This is a genomic window from Falsiroseomonas sp. HW251 (assembly GCF_050563545.1).
Classification (GTDB): domain Bacteria; phylum Pseudomonadota; class Alphaproteobacteria; order Acetobacterales; family Acetobacteraceae; genus Falsiroseomonas.
Window position 1 is genome coordinate 1 of record NZ_JBNXUM010000006.1, and the last position, 17,455, is coordinate 17,455.

General features: G+C 73.2%; 13 protein-coding genes. 5 read left to right on the forward strand and 8 right to left on the reverse strand.

Annotated elements, in window-relative coordinates; all coding sequences use genetic code 11:
• On the forward strand, positions 1 to 676 hold a 676-nt coding region (locus ACLF3M_RS08475), incomplete at its 5' end, for a dioxygenase family protein (protein WP_430656463.1).
• 84 nt (positions 677 to 760) lie between these two features.
• Here the strand turns inward: ACLF3M_RS08475 and ACLF3M_RS08480 are convergent.
• Positions 761 to 2,548, reverse strand: coding sequence for an ATP-binding protein (locus tag ACLF3M_RS08480; RefSeq protein ID WP_430656464.1), 1,788 nt, complete (start codon positions 2,546 to 2,548; stop codon positions 761 to 763).
• A 142-nt stretch (positions 2,549 to 2,690) separates the two neighbouring features.
• Here ACLF3M_RS08480 and ACLF3M_RS08485 point away from each other — a divergent pair, with 142 nt between their 5' ends.
• From ACLF3M_RS08485 to ACLF3M_RS08495, 3 genes are all read left to right on the forward strand, one after another.
• Positions 2,691 to 3,131, forward strand: a complete 441-nt coding sequence (locus ACLF3M_RS08485) for a DUF1810 domain-containing protein (RefSeq protein WP_430656465.1) — start codon at positions 2,691 to 2,693, stop codon at positions 3,129 to 3,131.
• A gap of 69 nt (positions 3,132 to 3,200) precedes the next feature.
• On the forward strand, positions 3,201 to 4,130 hold the full coding sequence (gene accD, locus ACLF3M_RS08490; RefSeq protein ID WP_430656466.1) for an acetyl-CoA carboxylase, carboxyltransferase subunit beta: 930 nt from the start codon (positions 3,201 to 3,203) through the stop codon (positions 4,128 to 4,130).
• A 5-nt stretch (positions 4,131 to 4,135) separates the two neighbouring features.
• The gene (locus tag ACLF3M_RS08495) at positions 4,136 to 5,422 is read left to right on the forward strand and encodes a bifunctional folylpolyglutamate synthase/dihydrofolate synthase (RefSeq protein WP_430656467.1); all 1,287 of its coding nucleotides are present in this window, start codon (positions 4,136 to 4,138) and stop codon (positions 5,420 to 5,422) included.
• Positions 5,423 to 5,546: 124 nt separating this feature from the next.
• On the opposite strand, the gene ACLF3M_RS08500 is transcribed toward ACLF3M_RS08495, so the two are convergent.
• From ACLF3M_RS08500 to tsaE, 7 genes are all read right to left on the reverse strand, one after another.
• Positions 5,547 to 6,779, reverse strand: coding sequence for a PQQ-dependent sugar dehydrogenase (locus ACLF3M_RS08500; RefSeq protein WP_430656468.1), 1,233 nt, complete (start codon positions 6,777 to 6,779; stop codon positions 5,547 to 5,549).
• 14 nt (positions 6,780 to 6,793) lie between these two features.
• Positions 6,794 to 7,123, reverse strand: coding sequence for a thioredoxin TrxA (gene trxA, locus ACLF3M_RS08505; RefSeq protein WP_430656469.1), 330 nt, complete (start codon positions 7,121 to 7,123; stop codon positions 6,794 to 6,796).
• 93 nt (positions 7,124 to 7,216) lie between these two features.
• Positions 7,217 to 10,720 (reverse strand): double-strand break repair helicase AddA, encoded by a 3,504-nt coding sequence (addA, locus tag ACLF3M_RS08510; protein ID WP_430656470.1) that lies wholly within the window; start codon positions 10,718 to 10,720, stop codon positions 7,217 to 7,219.
• A 151-nt stretch (positions 10,721 to 10,871) separates the two neighbouring features.
• Positions 10,872 to 13,916, reverse strand: a complete 3,045-nt coding sequence (gene addB / locus ACLF3M_RS08515) for a double-strand break repair protein AddB (protein ID WP_430656471.1) — start codon at positions 13,914 to 13,916, stop codon at positions 10,872 to 10,874.
• Positions 13,917 to 14,084: 168 nt separating this feature from the next.
• On the reverse strand, positions 14,085 to 14,816 hold the full coding sequence (locus ACLF3M_RS08520) for a nucleotidyltransferase family protein (RefSeq protein ID WP_430656472.1): 732 nt from the start codon (positions 14,814 to 14,816) through the stop codon (positions 14,085 to 14,087).
• A complete protein-coding gene (locus tag ACLF3M_RS08525) occupies positions 14,813 to 15,802 on the reverse strand; it encodes an aminoglycoside phosphotransferase family protein (RefSeq protein ID WP_430656473.1) in 990 nt (329 codons plus the stop codon). The genes ACLF3M_RS08520 and ACLF3M_RS08525 overlap by 4 nt, the downstream gene beginning before the upstream one ends.
• On the reverse strand, positions 15,799 to 16,254 hold the full coding sequence (gene tsaE, locus ACLF3M_RS08530; protein WP_430656474.1) for a tRNA (adenosine(37)-N6)-threonylcarbamoyltransferase complex ATPase subunit type 1 TsaE: 456 nt from the start codon (positions 16,252 to 16,254) through the stop codon (positions 15,799 to 15,801). Before tsaE ends, ACLF3M_RS08525 begins: the two co-directional genes overlap by 4 nt.
• Positions 16,255 to 16,375: 121 nt before the next feature.
• On the opposite strand from tsaE, the gene ACLF3M_RS08535 reads away from it, so the two are divergent.
• Entirely contained in the window at positions 16,376 to 17,389 is a 1,014-nt protein-coding gene (locus ACLF3M_RS08535) for an NAD(P)/FAD-dependent oxidoreductase (RefSeq protein WP_430656475.1), read from the forward strand.
• Positions 17,390 to 17,455 lie beyond the last annotated feature (66 nt).

Genomic DNA, 17,455 nt, shown 5'->3' on the forward strand with positions numbered 1-17,455 from the left:
CCGCCCGCGGACCATCCACGACTTCTACGGCTTCCCCGATGAGCTCTTCGCCTTCGACTATCCCGCACCCGGCCTGCCCGAACTGGCCGGCGAAGTGGCCGAGGTCGTGAAGCCTCTGTGGGTTGGCGCCGACCGCGACCAATGGGGTCTCGACCACGGCACGTGGAGCGTGCTGGCGCACATCTTCCCGAAGGCCGATGTCCCGGTCGTCCAGCTGTCGATCAACGCCCTGAAGCCGCTCGGCTACCACCTCGATCTCGCCGCCAGGCTGAACGCGCTGCGCAAGCGCGGGGTGATGATCGTCTCGAGCGGCAACGTCGTGCACAACCTGCGGCGGATCGAATGGAACCGCCCGGAGGCCGGTGCTGACTGGGCCCATCGGTTCGACGACATGGTGGCCCGCCAGATGACCGAAGCGCCCGCCGACATCCTGAAGGCGGTCGAGCATCCGGATTATCACCTGGCCGTCCCGACGCCCGACCATTTCGTCCCGCTGCTCTACACCGCGGGACTCGCCGCGGTGGACAACGATGCCCGGCCGCTGCTGCGCGGCTATGCCATGGGGTCGCTCTCGATGACCTGCTATGGCGTGGGAATGGCCGGCGCTGCTTGCGAGGAAGCGGCTGGGGCCGCCCCGTTGCCGGAGGGCGTGCCGCCAGACCAGACCAACATCTAGACCCGTATCGGGCTGACTGTCGTCAGCCCGATACGGGTCCAGCTTTCCCTGGCCCTGCGATTCACGGCCCGGCGTCATCGCGGCCTAATGGGCGCGGGCCAGCGTCTCCTCGATCGCCGCACCCAGCCCGTCCTGGCCGAAGGGCTTGCTAAGCGGCGTGACGTCGCGCGGCGCCGCCGCGGGCAGCTCGTCATAGCCGGTGGCCAGGATCACCGGCAGCCCCGGCCGCAGCCGGCGCACCGCCTCGGTCAGCTCGATGCCCGACATCCCGGGCATGCCGTAATCCGTCACGACGAGGTCCACCGCCAGGCCGGATTCCAGGCTCTCCAGCGCCGGGCGGCCGCCATCGGCCTCCACCACGGCATGGCCGAGCTCCTCCAGCATCCCCGCCGTGCTCGCCAGCACCAGGGGGTCGTCGTCCACCAGCAGCACCTGCAGCCGCCGTGACGGCGCGGCGGGGGCGGGCACGGCGCGCTCCACCGCCGGCGCCGCGGGCTCGGCGCGGCGCAGCCAGAGCTCGGCGGTCGTTCCCTGCCCCGGGCGGGACTTCAGCACCAGCCTGCCCTGGGACTGCGCGGCTAGCCCATAGACCATGGACAGGCCGAGCCCCGTGCCCTTGCCCGGGCCCTTGGTGGTGAAGAAGGGCTCCGCCGCGCGCGCCAGCGTCGCCGCGTCCATGCCCGTGCCGTGGTCGATCACGGCCAGTACGACATAGGTGCCTGGCGCGAGGCCCGGCACCGCGGTCGCCTCCTCCGCCCGCGCCGCGACGCGGATCTCGCCGGGCTCGGGCATCGCGTCGCGCGCGTTGAGCACGAGGTTCAGCAGCGCGAGCTCGAGCTGCACGGGATCGGCCAGCGCCGGCGGCAGGCTCGGCGGCACCTCCAGCACCACGCGATAGGGCGGCCCGGCGGAGCGTCGCAGCAGCTCCGCCATGCCCTCCAGCAGCGTCCCGACATCCACCGCTTCCGGCCTCAGCACCTGCCGGCGGGAGAAGGCCAGCAGCCGCTGCGTCAGCGCGGCGCCGCGCCGCCCCCCGGCCGCCGCGTTGTCGAGCAGCCGCAGCGCCTTCGCGTCGTCCGGCGGCAGGCGGCGCCGCAGCAGGGCGAGGCTGCCCATCACCGCGGTCAGCAAATTGTTGAAGTCGTGCGCGATGCCGCCCGTCAGCTGGCCGAGCGCCTCCATCTTCTGGGCCTGGTGCAGGCTCTCCGCGGTGGCGCGGTGCTCCTCCGCCTCGCGCCGCAGTTCGGCCCGCGCCTCGGCCAGCTCGTGCGACTGGCGGTGCAGGTCGCGCCGCATCCGCGCGAAGGTCGCGAATTGCTGGGCGAAGCGCCGCGCCGCGGCGGCCAGCGCGGCCAGGAAGACCAGGATCATCGCCGCGGCGGCGATGGACTGGGACGTGCCCTCCATCGCGTAGCGCAGCGCGATCGGCAGCCCGGCGGGCAGGATGAAGGCGAGCACCGCGTCGGGCCTGGCGTGGTGCAGCGCGACAGCGCCGGTGCACATGCCCCCGACCACGAAGACCCAGAAGAGCTGCTGCGTCTCGCTGTCCGGCCAGAGCAGCGCCGCCCCGACGCCCCAGGCCGCGCCGGCGAAGGCGGCGGCGGCCATCGCAGCGCGGGCCCAGCGCCCGGGCTGCTCCGGCGCGCGGCGGTCGCCGCGATGCGCCCCCCACAGGCCGAGCCGCACCAGGCAGGCCGCCACCATCACGCCGAGCCAGGCGAGCAGCCCGCCCGTGGGCCGGCCGCCGGAGACGACCAGGGCCAGCATCGCCGCATTCGCCAGCGCCACCGTCGCGGCGAGCGGCAGCTGGCCATAGATCGCCGAGACCTGCGCAGCCTCGACCTCCGGGTCCGGGGGGCCGGTCGCCGTCATCGTCCCTTCCGCAGGGTGATGCAGGCAGGTCTACACCGCCTGGGGCGCGATATGGTATACAATCATTTGGCGATTGTTCAGACGCCGAATGCGCGCCACGCGTCTGATCCGCTGGGCGTGCGAAGCGGCCTAGGATGGCGCCGTGCCTGACGACGACCCCTTCGACCTCGCCCGCTTCCTTGACGCCCAGGCCCCGGCGATGGCGGCCGTGACGCGCGAACTGTCGGAGGGGCGCAAGCGCACGCACTGGATGTGGTTCGTCTTTCCGCAACTGCGCGGCCTCGGCCACAGCGCCATGGCGCAGCGATACGGCATCGCGTCCCGCGCGGAGGCCGAGGCCTATTGGCGGCATTCCGTGCTGGGGCCGCGGCTGGCGATGTGCACCGCGCTGGTCAACCGGGCGGAGGGCGCGACGCTGCGCGAGGTGCTGGGCAGCCCGGATGACATGAAGTTCCAGGCCTGCGTCACGCTCTTCGCCGCGGTCGCGCCGGAGGAGGTCGGCTTCCTGCAGGCGCTGTCCCGCTGGTTCGGCGGCGAGCCGCATGGGGCGACGCTGGCGCTGCTCGGCTCTCCGCAGGGTTGACCCCCGGCCCCCCGCGCCCCTACTCCGGGCGGCCGCCCGGGCCACCCCCGGCGCGGTGCGAGGGACGCGATGAACTGGATCTCCGACTGGGCCCTGCCCAAGATCAAGGGGCTGCTGGGCGGACCGCGGGAAGTGCCGGAGAACCTCTGGCACAAATGCCCGGCCTGCGAGCAGATGATCTTCCACCGCGACCTCGAGCGGAACCTGATGGTCTGCACGAATTGCGGCCATCACATGCGCCTCTCGGCCCAGGCCCGCATCAAGGCCACGATGGACGACGGCTGGTCACGCATCGAGCTGCCGAAGTCGCCCGCCGACCCGCTGCGCTTCCGCGACCAGCGCCGCTATTCCGAACGCCTGAAGGACGCCCAGGCCAAGAACGCGATGGACGATGCGGTCGTCGTGGCGCAGGGCTCGATCGAGGGCCGCAAGGCCGTCGTCGCCGCCTTCGAGTTCAGCTTCATGGGCGGGTCCATGGGCGCGGGCGTGGGCGAGGCGATCGTCACCGCCGCCAAGCTCGCGGTGCTGCAGGACGCGCCGCTGATCGTCTTCACCGCCTCTGGCGGGGCGCGCATGCAGGAAGGCACGATCAGCCTGATGCAGATGCCGCGCACCGTCATCGCGACGCGGCTGGTGAAGGAAGCCGGCCTGCCCTTCATCGTCTGCCTCTGCGATCCCACGACCGGCGGCGTGACCGCGAGCTTCGCGATGCTCGGCGACATCCAGATCGCCGAGCCCGGCGCGCTGATCGGCTTCGCCGGCGCGCGCGTCATCGAGCAGACCGTGCGCGAGAAGCTGCCCGAAGGTTTCCAGCGCGCGGAATACCTGTTGGAGCACGGCATCCTCGACATGGTGGTCAAGCGCCATGACATGCGCGCCACGCTGGCGCGCCTGATCTCGCTCCTGCGGGAGAAGCTGCCGCCGGTGGTCGACACGCCGGAGCCGCTGCCCGCGTTGCCCGCGCCCGAACCCGTTGCAGAGGCTCCCAAGCCCGCGTGAGTGGCGTGTCCGCGTCCCGTTCGGAAGCCATCATCGAACGACTGCATGCGCTGCACCCCAGGCTGATCGACCTCAGCCTCGGGCGCATGCGCGATTGCCTGGCGAAGCTCGATCATCCCGAAAGGCGGCTGCCGCCGGTCATCCATGTCGCGGGCACCAACGGCAAGGGCTCGACCTGCGCCTTCCTCCGCGCGATCGCCGAAGCCGCGGGCCAGCGCGTGCATGTCTACACCTCGCCCCACCTCATCCGCTTCCACGAGCGCATCCGCCTGGCCGGCGAGCTGGTCGGCGAGGACGCGCTGGCCGAGGCGCTCGAGCATGTCGAGCGCGTCAATGCCGGCGATCCCATCACCGTCTTCGAAATCACGACGGCGGTCGCGCTCCATCTCTTCGCCACCGTGCCGGCCGACCTGCTGGTGCTGGAGGTCGGCCTCGGCGGCCGCTTCGACGCGACCAACGTGATCGATGCGCCGGCCGCGACCGCCATCACCTCGGTCTCCTTCGACCACATGGATTTCCTCGGCGACACGCTGGCGAAGATCGCCTTCGAGAAGGCCGGCATCATCAAGCCCGGCGTGCCTTGTGCGACCGGCGCGCAGCCCGCCGAGGTGATGGACGTGCTGGACCGCGTCGCCGCCGAGCGCGGCGCCGCGCTGCTCCGCCGCGGGCGCGACTGGGACATCGCGCGCGGTGGCGCCGGGCTGGTGTTCAGCTTCGGCGACACGCGCATCGCGCTGCCGAGCCTCGGCCTGCCGGGGCCCCACCAGGCCGACAATGCCGGCATCGCCATCGCCGTGCTGCGCGCCTGGAACCCGCCCTGGCTGACGGACGCCGCGATCGCCGAAGGCGTGGCGCGCGCCGAATGGCCCGCGCGCATGCAGCGCCTGACCGGGCGGCTGGCCACGCTGCTGCCGCCGGGCTGGGAGCTCTGGCTGGATGGCGGCCACAACGCCGGCGGCGGCGTCGCCATCGCGCAGCACCTTGCCGCGGCGTTCAGCGATCGTCCCGCGCATCTGATCGTCGGCATGAAGGGCGGCAAGCAGGCGCCGGAATTCCTCGCCTCCGTCCTGCCGCACGCGACGACCGCCTATGCTGTGCAGGAGCCCGGCCAGCACCTGGCGATGCCGGTGGACGCGATAGTCGAGGCCTCGGGCGGTATCGCGCGCGCGGGCGGCACGGTGGAGCAGGCGCTGCGCGCGATCCCGAAGGACGGCCCGCCGGCGCGCGTCCTGATCTGCGGGAGCCTTTATCTCGCGGGCGAGGTGCTGAAGCTGGACGGGCGCGCCGAGTAGCCCCCTCCCCATCCCTCCCCCGCGACAGCGGGGGAGGGGGAAGAACGGCGCTGCGGGACATTGCCGTCCCCCGCGGTTGCGGGGGAGGGTTGGGAGGGGGCCACTTCACCCCGCCCCCGCCCCACTACGGCGTCAGCCGCAACACCCGCCCCTGCCGCTCATCCGTCAGGATCAGCAGCGACCCGTCCGCGGCGACCACCACGTCGCGCATCCGGATACGGCGGTCGAAGAGCAGCCGCTCCTCGCCGACCACGCGGTCGCCCTCCGTCGCCAGCCTCACCAGCCCCGGCGCGTTCAGCGCAGCGACGAACAGGCTGCCGCGCCAGCCCGGGAAGGCCGCGGCGTCGTAGAAGGCGATGCCCGACGGGCTGAAATTCCGCCCGGGCTCCCAGGCCGCCAGCGGGTCCTCGATCCCCGGTGCGGAGCGATGCCCGTTGCCGACGGGGCTGCGGTCGTAGTTCAGCCCGTGGCTGACCAGCGGCCAGCCATAGTTGCGGCCCGGCCGGATGAGGTTCACCTCGTCGCCGCCCAGCGCGCCGAACTCCGCCTCCCACAGGCTCCCGGTCCAGGGGTTCACCGCCAGCCCCTGGGGGTGGCGATGGCCATAGGACCAGATCTCCGGCCGCGCGTCCGACCGCCCGGCGAAGGGATTGTCGCGCGGCACCCGCCCGTCCCGCGTCAGCCGGATGACCTTCCCCGCAAGGTCCGCCAGGTCCTGCGCGCGCCTGGGGTCCACCTGGCGCTCACCCGTCGAGAGATAGAGGTGCCCGTCCCGCCCGAAGACGATGCGGCAGCCGAAGTGGTTGCGGCCGACGAACTGCGGCGGGCCGGCATCCAGCACCACCGCGACATCGGTCAGCGCCGCCATGTCGGGCGACAGCCGCGCGCGCCACAGCCGGGTCAATGCCCCCCGCTGCACCAGCACGGCGCCACAGAAGAAGACCTCCCGGCTGGTCGCGAAATCAGGGGTGAGGGCGATGCCGAGCAGCCCGCCCTGGCTCTCCGCCAGGACCTCCGGCACGTCGGCAAGCGGCGCGGAAACGGCGCCGTCGCGGCCGACCAGGCGCATCCGCCCCGGCCGTTCCGTCACCAGCAGCCGGCCATCCGGCAGCACCGCCGCGCCCCAGGGATACTCGAGCCCGGTGGCGAAGGTCGTGACGCGGAAGGCGGCGCGCTCGCTGCGCACCACCTCGCCCCGCTGGGCAAAGGCCGGCGGCGCGAGCGCGAGTAGACCGGCAAGGAGAAGTAGTATCGTGCCCTCGAGCGCCGGGCGGCGGCTCCGCCGCCTTGGCTCGCCGCACCGGCGGCGGGCCGCGTTCGAGGCCTCGGCCAGCGACGCTGGCCGCAGGTCAGGCATGCGGCCCCTCCGTATCACCCGACGGCGCGCGAGACCCAGTCCTTCAGCGCGCTCTTCGGCAGCGCGCCGACCTTGGTGTCCACGGGCTTGCCGTCCTTGAACAGGATCATCGTGGGGATGCCGCGCACCGCATAATCGTTCGGCGTCATCGGGTTGTCGTCGATATTCACCTTCGCGATGGTCAGCTTGCCCTCATACTCCTTGGCGATCTCGTCGAGGATCGGGGCCACCATCCGGCAGGGGCCGCACCACTCCGCCCAGAAATCCACCAGCACGGGGCCGGAGGCATCCAGCACGTCCTGCTTGAAGCTGTCGTCGGTGACGGCCTTGGTCAGCTCGCTCATCGCGGGTCTCCACGTCCGGCCAGGGGGGTGGTTCGGCCGGACTCGCTTGGTGGCAAGATCGTGGCGCCGGGCGGCCGGGTCAAGCGAAGCCCGTCATGCGCCCGGCGCATGGGCATCGAGCAATCCGTCCGGCAACCGCATGAATCGCGCACCATAGGTCCAGACCAGCGCGCAATCCACCGCGCGGCCGGGGAAGGCCAGCCTTAGCACCGCGCGGTAGGCCGCCATCTGCCGGAGATAGAGCGGCTGGACCTCGTCGAGCGTCGCCGGCGGCGGCCGGTTCGTCTTGTAGTCCAGCACCAGCACCCGCTCCGGCGTTACCAGCAGCCGGTCCACCTGGCCGCTGACCAGGCGGGTGCCGAGCCGGCCGGCGATCGGCGCCTCCGCCAGGCTGCCCGGGCCGAGCGCCGCCGCGACCTCCGGCACCGCGAGGAGCGCCATGACCTCGGCCAGGGTCTCGGCCTGCTGGCCCTCGTCCAACCCATGGCCGGGCCGCGCGAGGAAGCGGCGCGCGGCCGCCTCCCGCATCGCCGGCGCCTGTTCCGGTAGGTGCTGGAGCAGCGCGTGGATCAGGCGGCCGCGGCGGAAGCGCTGGCCCGTCGGGTCGGCCTTGCCGTGCGGCGCGGCTGCCGGCGTCTCGTCCTCGGCGGGGATTGCGGAGGGCGAGAGCACCTCCGCCCCGGCCTCGGCCGCCGCCGGGCGGCGCGCCCAGTCCGGCAGTTCCGCGGGATCGGGCGGCGGGCGGTCGCCGCCATCGTCCTTCGGGGCGGCGGTCTGCCCGCAATCGTGCCGCAGCAGCGGCGCCGCGGCGAAGCGGCAATCCGCCGGTGCGCCGAAGCCTGCATGGTCGAAGGCGAATTCGGCCGCATCGAGCCGCCGGAATCCCTGCTCGACCAGGTCGTACCAGCAGCCTTCGCGCCAGGGCCTGTCCTTCGGCGCCTGCTTCTGCCAGCCGCAGACCAGCAGCCGGTCCTCCGCCCGCGTCAGCGCGACATAGAGAAGGCGATGCTCCTCTTCCGCCCGCGCGCGCTTCTCGGCCTCCAGCAGGGTCGCGTAGGCCGGCGCATGCGCGTCCTTGCGCGGCGCCCAGAGCGGCAGCGGCGCCGCGCCTTCCATGTGCCAGCGCACGCTGCCGTCGTCCCGCCCGCGCGAGACGGTGTCGGGCATGATCACGACCGGCGCCTGCAGCCCCTTGGCGTTGTGCACGGTCATCACGCGCACCGCGTCGCCGGCACCTTCCTGCTCCCGCTTGACCTCGGCGCCGCCGCGGCGGAGCCATTGCACGAAGCCCTGCAGCCCCGGCGGGTGGCGGCGCTCATGGTCCAGCGCGGCGTTGAGCAGTTCGTCCAGCGGGTCCGCGGCATCGGGGCCGAGCCGCGCGAGCAGGCGTTCGCGCCCGCGATGCTCGCCCAGCACCTCGGCCAGCAGCGCATGCGGCGTGACGAGGTCCGCGCGGTTCATCAGCCCCGCCAGCCAGTCCGCCGCCCGGCCTTCCGGCGTGTCCGCGCCGCGCTCCTGCGCGAGCCGCCCCCAGAGGCTGCCCGTGCGGTTATGGGCGAGGGCGAAAAGCTGGTCGTCGCTGAAGCCGACCAGCGGCGACTTCAGCACCGCGGCAAGCTGCAGGTCGTCATCCGGCAGCAGCAGCACGTCGCAGAGCGCCAGCAGGTCCTGTACCGCGATCTGCTCCGCGAGCCGGATGCGGTCCGCGCCGCCGACGGGGATGCCCTTCTCCTTCAGCGCGCGCAGCAGGTAGGGCACGAGCCGCGCTCGCTTGCGGACCAGGATCAGGATATCGCCCGCCCGCATCGGACGCCCGCGCGACGGCAGCATCTCCCCGCTGTCGAGCCAATGGCGGATGCGCGCGGCGACCGCCCTGGCGAGCATGGCGTCGGCACCGGTCGTGCTCCCGGGCTGCTCCGGCACCTCCCAGGGCGGCGGCGGGTCGGTGGGGGCTGCTTCCAGCATCGGCCACAGCTCGACGCAGCCGGCATGGCCGGTGCGGTCGGGGCGGTGCTCCAGCGCAGCACCTGGCTCCACCACGCCGTCGCGCGCGGCGCCGTCCTTGAAGACCGCGTCCACCAGCGCGAGCACCGGCGCGGTGGAGCGGAAGGACACCTTGAGCTGCACGTCGCGCAGCTCCGCATGGATGGCCTCGCAGCGTTCGGCGAAATGCGTCTTCCAGCGCGCGAAGCCGGCGGCGTCGGCGCCCTGGAAGCCGTAGATGGATTGCTTGACGTCGCCGACCGCGAAGATGGTGCGGATCGGCTGCCCGCCGCGCCGTTCGCTTGCGCCGCGAGCGTTCCGCTCGACCCCCTGCCCCGCGAAGAACTCCTCCGTCAGCGCCGCGGCGATGCCCCATTGCGCGGGGTTGCTGTCCTGCGCCTCGTCGAGCAGCACGTGTTCCAGCCCGCCGTCGAGCTTGTAGAGCACCCAGGCCGAGCCGGGATCCTGCAGCACGCGCTGCGCCGACAGGATCAGGTCGTCATAGTCCATCAGCCCGCGGGAGAGCTTGCGCGCGGCATAGCCATGCAGCACCGGCGCGCCGAGGCCGAGCAGCGCGCGCGTCGCCGACAGCAGCCGGCAGGCGCGGCGGCGGCCTTCGATCTCCGCGACGCGCTCGGCCTCGGCCTGCATCGCGGCGAGCACGCGGGCGTAGTTGTTCTTCCCCACGCCCTGCGTGACGAGGAACTTCGCGGTGTAGGCCGTGCCCTTCTCCGTCAGGAAGATCCTGCTCCACGCGCCCCAATGCGCCGCGCGCAGCGGCTCGGCCCGCGCTAGCCACTCCAGGATCTGCTGCGCACGGTTCCGGTCGCTTTCCGTGCGGCTCATCGCCTTGAGCTGCGCGATCCCGATGAGATCGGGTACTCCCGCGCAGGCCTGCGCGATCAGCCCGCCCTCATGCGGGTCGTCCAGCCCCAGCAACTCGCCGATCGCGCCGCACAGCCCGTCCAGCGTGTTGCCGTGGTGGCGCAGCGCGGCGGCGAGCCTCTCGCGGTTGCGCGTCAGCGCGGCGACGAGTTCCGCGAAGCCGGACGGCGGCACCAGGCTGGCCAGCGCATCCAGCGCCTCGCTCGTGGTCGCGACCCCGGCCAGCACCTCCTCCTGCGCATCGGCCAGCAGCGAGGCGGCCTCGGCATCCTCCACCACGCCGAATTGCGGCGAGAGCCCCGCCTCCAGCGGGAAGGCGCGCAGCAGCGACTGGCAGAAGGCGTGGATCGTCGAGATCCGCATCCCGCCCGGCAGTTCCAGCACGCGGCAGAACAGCGACCGCGCGCGGTCGAGTTCCTCGCGCCGCGGCGCGCGGCCGAGCAGCATCGAAAGCTTCGCCGCCAGCCTGGCCTCCGGCGCCACCGCCCACTCGCCGAGGTCGCGCGCCAGCCGCGACTGCATCTCCGCCGCCGCGGCCTTGGTGAAGGTGAGGCAGAGGATCGCATTCGCCCGGCAATCCGGCGCCAGCAGCAGCCGCAGCACGCGGTCGGTCAGCACCTTCGTCTTGCCGGAACCCGCCGATGCGGTGACCCAGGCCGAGGCCGCGGGGTCGGAGCCGCGGCCCTGCTCGAATTCGGCTTCCTGGCGGGGGGAGAGGGGGACGGTCATGGCGAGTGCGGCCAGGAAGTGGCCCCCTCCCAACCCTCCCCCGCGACAGCGGGGGAGGGCCTTTTGCCAAGCGCGCTGCGCCCACTGCCCCCTCCCCCGCAGTTGCGGGGGAGGGACGGGGACGGGGCCAAAGGTGCAGTGAGGGAAGCTCTCATTCGTCCCCCTCCGCCTCCGCCCATTCCGCCACCCGCGACAGGTGGTCGTAGTCATCCCCGCGCGCCGCGCGCGCCGGGTGCGGCTTCGCGGTGAAGGGCGCCTCGCCCAGCAGGAAGCGATCCACCAGCGCGCCGAGCTTCTCGAGCGAGGCCGCGGCGACCGCCTCGATCTCCTCGGGCTCGGTGAGCATCGGCTTCACCTCGCCTGGATCCTGGCCGCCCGACAGCTTCCAGTAGGTCAGCGCGCGCACCGGCGCGGCGGCCACGTCGTGGAACGCGCCGTCCAGCGCCATCGCGGCTTCCAGCGGCAGCTGCGGCGCGCTGCCGTCCTGCAGCGCGTCGGGCTTCGGCGGATCGCCGGTCTTGTAGTCGAGGATCGCCAGGCTCCCGTCGCCGAGCCGGTCGATGCGGTCGGCGCGCGCCTTCAGCGTCACGGTCCCGCGCGGGCGCCTGAGTTCCAGCTTCGCGTCGCGCTCCACATGGCTCGCCGCGATCCCGCCACCGGCGCGCATCCCGGCCTCCTGCTCGATCACGAAGCCGCCGATCCGCTGAAGCCTCGGCCGCCAGAAGGCCGCGAGCCCCGGCCGCGGCCCCTGCGCCGCGAGCGCCTGCTCCGCCGCCGAGTCCCAGATCGCGCGCGCCGCGTCCTCGCCGGGCCAGGGGCCCTTCGACACGCCCTCGACAAAGCGCGCCAGCGCGCCGTGGACGATCTGGCCGTAGTCGATCGCGCCGACATCGGCATCGAGCTCGTCGAGCCGCCGGAGGCGCAGCATCCGCTTCGCGTAGAACGCGTAGGGATCGGCGAGCAGCTCCGACACCTCCGTCACGCTGATCTCGCGCGGGCGCAGCGCGGCGGGCGGGCAGGGCTTCGGGCGCGCCACCGGCGCAACCGCGGCGGGCTGGTCGAGCGCCGCCGCCCAGCGCGCCGCCGGGCTGCGAGGGATCGCCAGATCCTGGCCCTTCAGGAAGGTCTCGAGCCTGACGAGCCAGCGCGCCGGCACCGTCGGCGCGCCGCCGCGCCGCGCCGCGCGCGACAGCACGGCCTCCGGCGCCGCGCAGGCCGTCAGCAGGAAGTCGGTGCAGACGCGCCCGATCCGTGCCTCGGGCTCCGGCAGGCCGAAGGCGGCGCGCATCGGGCGGCTCATCCAGGGGCCGGGATCGGTCGCGAGCGGCCAGACCGTCTCGTCCAGCGCGCCGAGCACGACGCGGTCGAAGCTCAGCAGCCGCGCTTCCAGTAAGCCGAGGATCTCGACGCGCGGATGCGCAGCCAGGTCCCGCCCGCGCGCGGTGCGCCTGGTGCGTGCGGCGGGCCCTTCCAGCGCCGCGTCGAACAGCGCCGGCCAGGCGCGGGGATCGAGCGGCGGCAGGCGCTCCATCGCCGGCGCCATGTCGGCCAGGTGATCCGCCAGCACCTCGCCTTCCTCGGCGGCGTAGAGCCGCAGGCCACCCGGCATCGAGGGCAGCGTCGCCAGCGCCTCCGCCGCCGCGAGATGCGCGGCGAGCAGGTCGGCCGGCGGCTTCGCCGCGCCGTCGCCCCGCGCGAAGCCGCCGAGCGCGCGTTCCAGCGCATCCAGCAGCGTCGTCAGCCGCGCCTGCGTCTCCTCCCGCAGCGTGGCGACGACGGCGCGCAGCCCCGCCATGCCGCCCTGCGGGCGCGGCCCGCGCAGCACGCGACGTTCCAGCAGCCGCACCGAAGACAGCCAGACCGATCTGTCCATCCCCGCCGCGGCAAGCGGATGCTTCAGCGTCGCCAGCAGCGGCACCGGCGCGAAATCCTCGGCCACCATGCGCGCGAGCAGCCGCAAGAAGCTGCCCGTGGGCGTGGTCTTCAGCGGCTCGCCCGCGCTGTCGTCGGCCAGGATGCCGTGGCGGATCAACTCCGCCGAGACGCGGCGCGCGAGGTCGCGGTCCGGCGTCACCAGCGCCGCCCGCGCGCCGGGCACCTCCAGCGCCTCGCGCAACGTCAGCGCGATCGCCGCGGCCTCGGCCTGCGCGTCGGGCGCTTGCAGCAGCGACAGGCCCGCCAGGCCCGGCTTCCAGAGATCGGGCCGCGCATCGGTCCAGGGCTCCAGCCCCTCCGGCGGGCGCAGCGCGACCTCGATCAGCGCGGCGCGGGGTTCGGGGACGCGGCGCGCCTCGATGAATTCGCAGCCCGGCCAGCGGCGGATGCGTTCGCTGTCCGCGCCCATCGCCTTCAGCAGCCTGGCCTGGGAGGAGAAGGGATGCGTCGGCGCGTTCTCCACCGCGTCCCAGATCCGCCCCAGCGCGCGGCGGTCGAGGCCGTGCAGCACCACCGCGCCCTTCGGCAGCGTGGCGACCACCTTCAGCAGCTCCGCCGCGGCGGGGATGGTGCCGCCGACGCCGATGCCGGCGGCGATGATGTCGTCCGGCGGCGGGCTCGCCGCCCAGGCCTCGGCCTGCGCGCGCAGCGCGAGCACGCGCCGCAGGCCGATGTCGAGCAGCCCTTCCGCCTGCAGCCACGCCGCCCATTGGCTGGCGATGCCGCGCAGGAAGGTCGTGGTGATCTGCCAGTGCGTCGCCTGTTCCTGCGGAACCAGCTTCTCCAGCCGGTCGAGCCAGGCCTCGGCGAAGCGCAGCGCATCGGCAGCGCGCAGCAGCTCGGGGTCCTTCTCCTCCAGCGCGACCTCGTCGAAGAGGCGGCCGAGTTCGCCCGCGAGATGCCAGGCCTGTTCCGCCGAGGACGGGCCGCCATGGCGCGGCGGCAGGCGCATCACGAACCCCGCCAGCACGGATTGCCGCGCCAGCGGCGCGACCGAAGGAGGCAGGTCGAGCAGCGCGGGCAGCGCGAGCTCATCCGCGTCTTCCGTGGAAAGGCCCGCCAGGGCGCGCATGCGCGGCAGGAGCAGGGCCTGTTGTCGGGCTTCGCGAAGGAACGCATCGCGTAGCGCGCGCGCGGAACGCCGCGTCGGCAGCAGGATCGTCGCGCGGGCCAGCGCATCGGGTTCGGTGATGCGCGACAGCACCCCGGCGGCGAGGCAGTCCAGGAACGGAAGATGCGCGGGGATGTCGTGGAGGTTCATGGGCGCGCCGTATCTCCCTCCCCCCCACTTATGGGGGAGAGGGCGGGGTGAGGGGGACGCGCAGGGTCCGGAACGCGATCGGCATTCTGCATGCCCCCCTCACCCAACCCTCTCCCCCGTGCGGCTGGAGAGGGCCTTTTCTGGTGTGGCGGCTTCATGCAGGAGCGCTCAGAACAACGCCGGAAGCACGCCCGCGCGCAGCAGCTGCTCCGCGTTCGACAGGTCGCGCGGCGTGGACAGGTGGAACCAGGCGCCGTCATGCACCAGGCCATAGAGCCGCCCGTTCTCGATTGCGCGGTCATAGACAAGGTTCAGGCTGAACGGCCCCTCCGGCATGCCCGCGAACAGCGCGGGGCTCAGGATCTGCACGCCGCCGAAGAGATACGGCGCGATCTCGCGTTCCTTCGGGCGCCGCGCACGGCCGAGCGGATCGAGCAGGAAGTCGCCGCGGCCGGTCTCGCCATCCACCTGGCTCGTGCGCACCAGCAGCAGCAGCGCGTCCATCTCGTCGGGGTCGAAGGCGGCGCACAGCCGCCGCAGCGCCGCGTTCGGCCCATCCAACCAGAAGGCGTCGCCGTTCACGACGACGAAGGGATCGGCCCCGAGATGCGGCAGTGCCGCCTTCACCCCGCCGCCGGTCTCGAGCAGCACGGTCTCGCGCAGCACCACGGGCGGCGGCGACGCGCCATAGGCCGCGACGGCGTCCGTCACCTGCTCCGCGAACCAGTGGGAATTCACCACGAGCCGGGGAATGCCGGCGTCGCGCAGCCGGTCCATCGCGTGGTGCAGCAGCGACCTTCCTTCCAGCGGCAGCAGCGGCTTCGGGCGGTCGTCGGTCAGCGGGCGCATGCGCGTCCCGAGCCCCGCGGCGAGCACCATGGCATGTGTGGGCGCGATCATGCGGGCTCCGTCAGCGAGGCAGGGTTGGTCCGCAGGTCGCGCGGCACATGCGTGTCGAGGAAGCGCCGCAGCGGCGCCGTCGCGGGATGATCGAGCGCGCGATCCAGCAACGCCCAGCAGCGCGGGCCGTGCCGCAGGTAGCCCCATTTCCCGTCGCGCCGCGCGAGCCGCGTCCAGAGCGCCGCGACGCGGAGGTGCCGCTGCGCCGCATGCACCGCCATTGCCGCGCGGAAGTCGCCGGCATCGAGACCGGGACGATGCGCGAGATAGCGTTCGATCGCCGCCGCGCGGACAGCCCCGTCCACGTCGCGCCGCGCGTCTTCCACCAGCGACACCAGATCATAGGCGGGATGGCCGAGCGCGGCGTCCTGGAAATCCAGGATGCCGATATGCCGCGGCGGCGCGCGATCCAGCGGCATGAGGTTTGCCGGGAAGAAGTCGCGATGCACGAAGCCCCGCGCGGCAAAGGGCGCGAGCATCGCCCCGACGGCCGCGTGGAAGGCGCCAGCCTCGGCGTCGGAGGGATCGGTCCCGAAGGTCTCGGGCCACCACCACTGCAGGAAGGTCGCGGCCGCGGTCTCGCCCATGCGCGGCGCGTCCCAGCGCGGCAGGCCCTCGGGCGGGGCGTGCTCGTGCAGCGCGGCCAGCGCCTCGGCCGCGGCGAGATACAGCGGCAGCGGATCGGCGCCGGCATCCAGCCGGTTCGCCATGGTGTCGCGGCCGAGATCCTCGATCAGCAGGAAGCCGCGATCCGGGTCGGCGGCGATGACCTCCGGCGCCGAGAGCCCGATGCGCAGCAGATGCGCGCCGACATGCAGGAAGGGGCGCACATCCTCCTGCGGCGGCGGCGCGTCCATCAGCAGCGCGGGGCGCGGCCCGCCATGCAGCCGGACATAGCGCCGGAAGGACGCGTCGGAGGGCAGCGCCTCGCGCCGCGCGACGCCGAAGCCGGCGGCGCCCAGGAAGGCGTCCGCGCCCTCCCTCACGGAAGGCCCGCCAGCCGGTCCGGCCAGCCCGTCAGCATCGCGACGCGCGAATCGTCGGTCGCGCCCGGCGCGAGCGCGAGGGTCAGCGCGTCATCCGGCCGCAGGTCGCCCAGGCGGTCCGGCCATTCCACCAGCACGATCCCCTCCCGCGCCTCGTCCCAGCCGAGTTCGGCAAGATCGGCCGGCCCGTCGAGTCGCCAAAGGTCGAAATGGAAGGCCGGCCCGATCGGCAGGTCGTAGCCCTGCACCAGGGTGAAGGTGGGGGAGGGCACCTCGAGCCCCGGATCCCCAGCCGCGGCGCGCAGGAAGGCGCGTGCGAAGGTGGATTTTCCCGCGCCCATCGGCCCCTCCAGCAGCAGCGAATCGCCGCGCCGGGCGCGTGCGGCGAGGGTCGCCGCCAGCGCCTCGGTCGCGGCCGCGTCGGGGAGGGGCAGGGTCACGGGCGCTTGCATGCGGGAATCGCGAGGCAATCTGCCCCCTCGGGCCCGGGCGGCACAAGCCGCGGGTTCGCGGTTTGATCGCGCGGCCCTCTGCGGCTACATCGGGCCGGTTTTTCTCAAGGATCTGGCGGCGATGCCGAATGTCAGGACTGACGTGGCGATCATCGGCGCGGGCCCGGTCGGGCTCTTCGCCGTCTTCGAATGCGGCATGCTGCGCATGAAGACCGTGGTGGTGGACGCGCTGGAAGCCGCCGGCGGCCAGTGCAGCGCCCTCTACCCCGAGAAGCCGATCTTCGACATCCCGGCCCATCCGCAGATCGCGGCCGCCGACCTGGTCGCGCTGCTGGAGAAGCAGGCCGCGCCCTTCGCGCCGACCATGCTGCTCGGCCGCCGCGTGGAATCGCTGAAGCAGGTCGAGGACGGCTTCGAGCTCGGCACCAGCGCGGGCGACGTCATCGCCTGCAAGGCCGTGATCATCGCCGCCGGCGCCGGCGCCTTCGGCCCGAACCGCCCGCCGCTCGATCACCTGCCGGCCTTCGAGGCGACGGGCGCAGTCCGCTACATGGTGGCCCGGCGCGACGAGTTCCGCGGCAGGCGCGTGGTCATCGCCGGGGGCGGCGACAGCGCGGTGGACTGGGCGCTGTCGCTGAAGGACGTGGCGGCCAAGGTCGTCGTCGTCCACCGCCGCGACAAGTTCCGCTGCGCGCCGGAGAGCGCGGAGCAGCTGAAGCAGGCCGCCGCGCGCGGCGAGGTGGAGCTCGCCATCCCCTACCAGCTCCACGCGCTGAAGGGCGAGGGCGGGAAGCTCTCCGCCGTCGAGCTCGCGACCCTGAAGGGCGAGGTGAGGGCGGTCGAGGCCGACCACCTGCTGGCCTTCTTCGGCCTGTCCATGGAGCTCGGGCCGATCGCAGACTGGGGCCTCGGGATCGACATGCACCATATCCGGGTCGAGCCCTCGACCTGCGTCACCAGCATCCCGGGCGTGCACGCCATCGGCGACATCGCGACCTATCCCGGCAAGCTCAAGCTGATCCTGCAGGGCTTCAGCGAGGCCGCGATGGCCGCGCATGCGATCCATCCCCGCGTCTTCCCGGGCGAGGCGCTGCATTTCGAGTACAGCACGTCCAAGGGCGTGCCGGTGGCTTGACCCCCACCCCGACCCTCCCCGGCAAGCGGGAGAGGGTAGCCGCTCAGCGGCCGGGTCGGGGTCAGC

What these genes read in the sequence shown, in the direction of transcription:
- ACLF3M_RS08535 (WP_430656475.1), top strand. Translation starts at nt 16,376, where the DNA reads ATGCCGAATGTCAGGACTGACGTGGCGATCATCGGCGCGGGCCCGGTC.
- accD (WP_430656466.1), top strand. Translation starts at nt 3,201, where the DNA reads ATGAACTGGATCTCCGACTGGGCCCTGCCCAAGATCAAGGGGCTGCTG.
- tsaE (WP_430656474.1), bottom strand. Translation starts at nt 16,254, where the DNA reads ATGCAAGCGCCCGTGACCCTGCCCCTCCCCGACGCGGCCGCGACCGAG.
- ACLF3M_RS08520 (WP_430656472.1), bottom strand. Translation starts at nt 14,816, where the DNA reads ATGATCGCGCCCACACATGCCATGGTGCTCGCCGCGGGGCTCGGGACG.
- trxA (WP_430656469.1), bottom strand. Translation starts at nt 7,123, where the DNA reads ATGAGCGAGCTGACCAAGGCCGTCACCGACGACAGCTTCAAGCAGGAC.
- ACLF3M_RS08480 (WP_430656464.1), bottom strand. Translation starts at nt 2,548, where the DNA reads ATGACGGCGACCGGCCCCCCGGACCCGGAGGTCGAGGCTGCGCAGGTC.
- addB (WP_430656471.1), bottom strand. Translation starts at nt 13,916, where the DNA reads ATGAACCTCCACGACATCCCCGCGCATCTTCCGTTCCTGGACTGCCTC.
- ACLF3M_RS08500 (WP_430656468.1), bottom strand. Translation starts at nt 6,779, where the DNA reads ATGCCTGACCTGCGGCCAGCGTCGCTGGCCGAGGCCTCGAACGCGGCC.
- addA (WP_430656470.1), bottom strand. Translation starts at nt 10,720, where the DNA reads ATGACCGTCCCCCTCTCCCCCCGCCAGGAAGCCGAATTCGAGCAGGGC.